Below are 6,841 nucleotides of genomic sequence, written 5' to 3' on the forward strand. Positions count from 1 at the left end.
CACGCGGCCCCGAGACAGTCGGGGCCGCGCAATACAAAAGACGCCCGTCAGGCGATGGCCTCCATCGTCTTTACCCCGGCGATCCCGCCCAGCACGATAAAGACAAAGGTGATCACAGAACCGACGGCCAGCGTCGACACCCCGGTCAGCGCCTGCCCCACGGTGCAGCCCAGCGCCAGCACGCCGCCGATGCCCATCAGCGCGGCACCCAGCATGTTGCGGATCGAATCCGCCTGGTCGGCAAAGGTCGTCAGATGCAGCCGCCCCATCGACAGCGCCCCGGCCAGACCGCCAATCAGGGCACCTGCCACTGTGACAATCCCGAAGCCCGGCGCGCCCAATGCGGTATAGCGCATCAGGTAGTCGATCGTGTCACCCACCGGCCGCACATAGCTGAGCGAGATCACCGACGGGTTGTCCGCAAATTCGTCATAGGTCAGCCCGGTCAGCGCCCATCCCAGCACCACGCACAGGCCAATGCCGACCCCCGCCACCAGATTGCGCGGCGAGGTGCGGAAACTGGCGCTGGCAAAACAGAACGCCAAGAGCCCCAGCACCACCACCAGCATCGTGACGGTTGTCGCGGTTTCGACCGACATGCCGGACAGGCCCGACAGAACCGCGCCCAGGCTCTGATCCTCGATCCCCCCCTCGGCCAGATCCACCGACATCGGGTCGAAAATCGCCACCCGCAACGGCCCCAGCAGCCCGCCGATGGTCATGTATCCAAAGATGCCGGTGATCAGCAGCACCACGATAGACCGCAGGTCCCCGCCCCCGGCCCGAACCAGGTTGCGGCTGATGCAGCCGCCCGAGAACACCATGCCAAAGCCAAAGATCAGCCCGCCGGCAACATTGGCCCCCCAGCCCAGCGTCGGCACCTGGTACATCGACAGCGTCATGTCCGCCATCCCCGCCCCCTCGATCAGCCAGACCCCGAACACCGCGACCGCAATGGCCAACAGCCACGCGCGAAACCGGTTCCAGTCCCCGAACGACAGGATATCCGAAATCGACCCCATGGTGCAGAAGTTCGTGCGATAGACGATAAAGCCAAAGGCGATACCGATGAGCAATCCGCCCCAGGCAATGTAGAAGTCGGCCGACTCCACCGCCATTTCTTTCCAGATTTCCACCATTGCGCCCTCTCTCCTCCCAAAGAGACTGCCATCACAGGGAAGCCCCCGAGATAACAACACATAAAGATGGTAGAATGTTTCTATGTTATCTGTCTAGTTTTGTGGCGCGGCCACCCAGTTGCGGTGCGTTGGCAAATGCCGCCCAGCGGTGCACAGTGCCCGCAGATGCCCGCCATCCGGCCGAACCCCGATCAGAGAAGAGAGACCATGCAACACCCCTGGGAAATGACCGCCAGCGAAATCGCCGCCTCGGTGCGCACAGGCAAACTCAGCGCGGTCGAGGTTGCCGAGGCGCATCTGAGCCGCCTTGAACAGGTGAACCCAAGGATCAACGCGGTAGTGCAGGAATTCCCCGAGGAAGCGCTGGCCGCCGCGCGGCAGGTCGATACCGCCATCGCCCGGGGCGAAGACCCCGGCCCCCTCTGCGGCGTGCCGGTGACCATCAAGGTCAACGTGGACCAGAAAGGCCATGCCACAACCAACGGGCTGAGGCTCCAGGAAAACCTGATCGCCGAGCATGACAGCCCGGTTGTCGCCAATATCCGCAAGGCGGGCGGGGTCATCCTCGGCCGCACCAACACGCCCGCCTTTTCCCTGCGCTGGTTTACAAAGAACGACATGCACGGCCAGACGCTGAACCCCCGAAACCGCGGGATCACCCCGGGCGGCTCGTCCGGCGGGGCCTCGGCGGCGGTGGCGGCGGGCCTTTGCGCCGTGGGGCACGGCACCGATATCGCGGGTTCCATCCGCTACCCGGCCTATGCCTGCGGCCTGCACGGGTTGCGCCCCACGCTGGGCCGCATTCCCGCCTATAACGCCAGCGCGGCTGACCGGTTCATCGGCGCGCAGATCATGGCCGTCTCCGGCCCCATCACCCGCAGCATCGCGGATCTGGGCCTGTCCCTGGCCGCCATGGCCGCCCCGGACCTGCGCGACCCGTGGTATGCGCCCGTCCCCACAGGCCCGCGCGACTTCCCCAAACGGGCGGCACTGACCCTGTCGCCCGATGGCATGCCCGTCTCCGAGGCGGTGCAAAAGACACTGCTCAAGGCCGCAGAAATCCTGAAGGCCGCAGGATGGACCGTGACCGAGGTCGACTGCCCGCCGATCCGGCAGGCCGCCGAGTTGAACGCCCAACTCTGGATGGCGGATACCCTCTTCGGCGCGGCGGAGATGATCGGAAACGAGGCCGAGCCCGACTCTCAATTCGTCTTCCAACAGATGCTCAAGGACACCGGAAAGGTCGATTTCGAAACCCTGATGAAAGCCCTGCAATCGCGCGCCACGCTGGTGCGCGAATGGGAGCTGTTCCTGGCCGACTACCCGGTCCTGATCTGCCCCGTGTCGGGCGAACTGCCCTTTGCCCAGCAACTGGATGTCAGCTCGGAACAGGCCTTCGCCCGCGTTCTCGAGGCGCAACTGACACAGCGAGGCCTGCCCGTGATGGGCATGCCCGCCCTCTCGGTCGCGATGGGGGAATTCGACGGGATCCCGACCGGGGTGCAGCTTGTCGGGCCGAAATACCGCGAGGATATCCTGCTTGCCGCTGGTACGGATATCGAGGCGGCAGGCGACCGTCCCACGGTCTCTACCCCCGATTGGGACTAAGCCCTCAGGTCACATCAGTGCCGGACCAAACAGCAAGACCGCCGCGCCCCCCGACAAGAGAACCCGGACGATCAGGCTGAACCGCCCGATCAGCGCAAAGGACAGCGCCGTCAGCGCGACGGCCAGCACGGCAAAGGCGGTGATCGCCCCCACCGGGTCCTCAGCCACCCGAATGACCGCGGGCCAGGTCACCATGCCCACAGGAATCAGGTAGAGACCAACGCCCAGCGCCATCGCGGTCAGGGCCACCTTGATCCAGTTCTCTTCGGCCATGCCAGCCGCGATGAACACCGCGCCGCAGACCGGCGGCGTGATCGTCGACAAGAGCGCGAACCAGAATACGAAGAGATGCGCCTGCAACGGCTCCAGCCCCAGCTTCATCAGCGCCGGACCGGCAACCGACACACAGATCACATAAGCGGCGGTTGTCGGCACCTCCATGCCCAGCACCAGACAGGCCACCGCCGTCAGCAGCAGCGACGCCCAGAGCGCCCCACCCGCCCCTTCCAGAATGACCGAGGTGATCTTGACCCCCAGCCCGGTCGACCCCAGCACCCCGATGATGATCGAGGCGCAAAAGATGATGGCCGCGATCATCGACACCTGCCGCGCGGCGGTCAGCAGCGCCTCGGACACCCGCGCCGCGATTTTCGGTGGATCGACCCGCAGATCTCCATCCACCAGCAGCAACAGCGCCCCGGCCAGGATGGCAAGGCAGGCGGCATATTGCGGCGTATAGCCCGCCACGAACATGCCCAGCATGAGAACCGTAAAGGGCACGAGGAAAAAGACCGAGGTCACCACCACATCGCGCGTGCGCGGCCGGTCCTCGGGCGCCAGCCCCTTCAGCTCGTACCGGGTCGCATAGGCGTTGATGCCGACCCACACCGCCCAGAAATACAAGAGTGCAGGCAGCAGCGCCGCCGCCATGATCTGGGTATAGGGGACACCGGTCAGCTCGACCATGACAAAGGCCCCCGCCCCCATCAGCGGCGGCATGATCTGCCCGCCGGAACTGGCCACCGCCTCGACCCCGGCGGCAAGCCGCCTGGGGTATCCCAGGCGCCGCATCGCAGGCAGGGTGATCGCCCCGGTCGAGGCCACATTGGCGCTGGCCGAGCCCGAGATCGACCCGAACAGTGCAGAGGACAGGACCGAGACCTTGGCAGCGCCGCCCTTCAGCCGCCCGGCGGCGGCGGCGGCCACGTTCATGAACCCCTGCCCCGCCTCGCCCGCGTTCAGCACCGCGCCAAAGATCACGAAGATCGAGACAACACCGACCGAAACCGCCGTCAGACTGCCCCAGATCCCGGCCTCGGCAATCGTCATGGACCCGAGGAACGACCGCAGCGGCACCCCGGAATGGCCGAACTCACCCGGAATGAGATGGCCAAAAAACGCATAAAGCAGCGCCGCCGTGGCCACCATCGGCAAGGGCCAGCCGATGGCCCGCCGCGCCGCCTCGATCACCACCGCCAGCAGCGCAAAACCGACCGCGATCTGGAACCGGTTTTCCAGAAACCCGTACTGGTCGCCCAGCGCATCGGCATTCCACGCTACCCAGAGCGCCGCCGCAACGCCCACCGCGCACAGGACCGCCCCGGACACAACCCGCCCACGGCCGGACACGCCGTACAGAAACACCCAGGGCAGGATCAGTGCCAGATGCAGCGGGCGGCTCACCAGGTTGGGCACCAGCCCGGAAAAGATCAGGCCGATGTGAAACACGACCAGCACCAGCGCCAGCGCCAGCCAGATCCACCGCCGCCATGACGCCGCCGATGTGTCCACCGTTCCCTCCATGCCCCGTCCCTTCCCGGAAAAAGGAACCGGGCCAAAACTGGCCCGGCCCCGGTATGCTGCAACGGTCAGAGGCTTACATCTGGTCCGCGGTCAAGGCGACTCCCGCCTCCTGATAGTACCGCACCGCGCCGGGATGCAGTTTGCCGGTGATGTTCCCCATCATCGCGGCATCGACACCACCCCACCAGGCCGCGCTTTCCGCCATTGCGGCCTTGCTCTCCCAAAAGGTCTTGGTCAGCTGATAGGCGGTCTCGTCCTCCATCTTGGTGGTCGTGTAGGCGACAACCGGCAACGACGTGGTGACGATATCCTGATCCTGCCCGGCATAGGTGCCCGCCGGGATCACCAGCCGCGTGCGCTTGGTCTCGGCAATCTGCTCGTCATTGAGCGACAGCACCGTCACCCCGGCCGAGGCCGCTGCCTCGACCACGTTCGGCGCGGGCCAGGACCCGGCCGTCACGAACCCGTCGATCTGGCCGTTCTTCAGAGCGGCAACCGCATTCGACAGCTCCGCGTCGGCAATATTGACCTTACCCTCCAGGCCAAACAGTTTCAGGTATTTCTCCCCCTCGGTGGCGCCAAAGCTGCCCTTGCCCAAGAGGATCGTCTTGCCTTCCAGATCGGCAAGACCAGTGGCACCGCTGTCAGCCGACATCACGAAATGCATGGTCAGCGAGGGGATCGGGAACAGCGCCCGGATCTCGTCAAAGGCCGGATCGCCCTTACCCTCGAACATCGCCTTGCCGCCCTGCGCCAAACCGACCAGAACCGGCGGCGTGGTGAACACATAGTCACCCCCGCGCGCCCGCACCTCCATCACGTTCTGGACCGAGCCCTGCCCCTCTTCGACCGTGACGATGATATTGCCGTCCGATCCCGCCTTCATCGCCTCGGCTATCTGGACCCCCATCTGGTAATAGGACGTGCCAGCCTTGGCCGATTTATAGGTGACCCGGGTCTCGGCCGCGGCGGGAACCGCCATCATCGCCCCAACGGCCAATGCGCCGATCATTGCCTTGAAATTCAATACCATCTTCGAACCTCCCTTTGATTTCCGTTGATAAAGCACTCTGCCCGTTCTCAGGTCAATGGGAAGCCGGCGAAGGGATCCGCCCACCGTCTTTCGCCCCGCACCTGCCGGGGCAAAAGCCGAATAACCTTAGCCCCAAACACCCGTCCTGCCCCGTCGGCACAGCCAAAAGGTGATTTTCCGCGCAGTTTCTGCTAGGCTCGCCTGACGATCCGCGCTGCCCAGGCCATTTCCGCATGCGCGTTAAATATTACCCGACTGCATTCGTCAGCCACCGGTACTAGGTCTCAGACTCTTTTGCTTCGGCCTGCAACGCCCTGATCGTCAGTCTGTCAAAGGGGGGAAACATGGCTGTTTTCAATGCAAACACGGAATTCAGATTAAGCACACTGGAAAACTGGGACGGCGAGTTGGTGGGTACTCCCACCTCGACACAGATCACCTTGTCGGACGGGTTTCGCTCTGAAACCTACCGGGGCAGTTTCACCTACTCCCTGGCCGGAGAGGTATTCGGCACCTTGACCGGTCTATTCGAGTATCGGGGGGGCGCGCTTTTCTACAGCCTGACCGGCATGACCGTTGACGCCAACGCCATCTATCGCGCCATCGAGATCGAGGATAACCAGGTGCGCGCGGCACAGATCATGCTGGCGGGCGCGGACCAGATCAACGGCTCCGCCACCGGGTCCGACGAATTGCCCGGCTTCAACGGCAATGACACGATCCTCGGCAACGGCGGCGACGACACGCTGGACGGCGGCGCCGGGAACGACCAGCTGAACGGGGGGATCGGCAACGACCTGTTACTGGGGGGCGATGGCAGCGACACCGCGGTTTTTGGTGTTACTTTCGCCTCTGCCACATCACAGGCAGTGTCCGGCGGTTATCAGATCACCTCGGCCGAGGGGACGGACATTGCCCGCGATGTCGAGTTCTTTCAGTTCTCTGACCGTCTGGTCGCCGCCGACGAACTGATCCCGCCGTCGACCGATCCGCCACTTGATCTGACCGGAACATCGGGAAGCGATACATTGTCCGGCGGCAGCGGCAACGACCGACTGCTGGGTGACGAGGGCAACGACCGTATCGACGGCGGGCTTGGCGCCGATACGCTGAACGGCGGCGATGGCGACGACACCATCATCGGCGGCCCGTCCGAGGATGACCTGCGCGACGTGATCTATGCGGGCGAAGGCAACGACAGCGTCGATGCCGGGGCCGGTAACGACCAGGTCTTCGGCCAGGGCGGCAATGACACCAT

General features: G+C 64.7%; 5 protein-coding genes. 2 read left to right on the forward strand and 3 right to left on the reverse strand.

The features are described 5' to 3' along the window. Positions 1 to 47: 47 nt before the first annotated feature. On the reverse strand, positions 48 to 1,139 hold the full coding sequence (locus G0P99_RS15185; RefSeq protein ID WP_164131295.1) for a YeeE/YedE family protein: 1,092 nt from the start codon (positions 1,137 to 1,139) through the stop codon (positions 48 to 50). Between the two features lie 207 nt (positions 1,140 to 1,346). Between G0P99_RS15185 and G0P99_RS15190 the strand changes: the two genes are divergently transcribed. Next, positions 1,347 to 2,747 (forward strand): amidase family protein, encoded by a 1,401-nt coding sequence (locus G0P99_RS15190; RefSeq protein ID WP_164131297.1) that lies wholly within the window; start codon positions 1,347 to 1,349, stop codon positions 2,745 to 2,747. 9 nt (positions 2,748 to 2,756) lie between these two features. On the opposite strand, the gene G0P99_RS15195 is transcribed toward G0P99_RS15190, so the two are convergent. Together G0P99_RS15195 and G0P99_RS15200 are read right to left on the reverse strand one after the other, a co-directional pair. Further along, positions 2,757 to 4,538, reverse strand: coding sequence for a TRAP transporter permease (locus G0P99_RS15195; protein WP_370462802.1), 1,782 nt, complete (start codon positions 4,536 to 4,538; stop codon positions 2,757 to 2,759). A gap of 85 nt (positions 4,539 to 4,623) precedes the next feature. Then, positions 4,624 to 5,583: a TAXI family TRAP transporter solute-binding subunit gene (locus G0P99_RS15200; protein WP_164131301.1), complete on the reverse strand. Its 960-nt coding sequence runs from the start codon at positions 5,581 to 5,583 to the stop codon at positions 4,624 to 4,626. A gap of 344 nt (positions 5,584 to 5,927) precedes the next feature. Between G0P99_RS15200 and G0P99_RS15205 the strand changes: the two genes are divergently transcribed. Then, positions 5,928 to 6,841, forward strand: a 914-nt coding sequence (locus G0P99_RS15205) for a calcium-binding protein (protein WP_370462803.1), incomplete at its 3' end; no start/stop codon positions are given.

Source organism: Ruegeria sp. PrR005 (assembly GCF_010500245.1).
GTDB lineage: Bacteria > Pseudomonadota > Alphaproteobacteria > Rhodobacterales > Rhodobacteraceae > Ruegeria_B > Ruegeria_B marisflavi.

Coding starts and splice junctions, on each gene's coding strand:
- G0P99_RS15185 (WP_164131295.1), bottom strand. CDS start 1,139: ATGGTGGAAATCTGGAAAGAAATGGCGGTGGAGTCGGCCGACTTCTAC.
- G0P99_RS15190 (WP_164131297.1), top strand. CDS start 1,347: ATGCAACACCCCTGGGAAATGACCGCCAGCGAAATCGCCGCCTCGGTG.
- G0P99_RS15200 (WP_164131301.1), bottom strand. CDS start 5,583: ATGGTATTGAATTTCAAGGCAATGATCGGCGCATTGGCCGTTGGGGCG.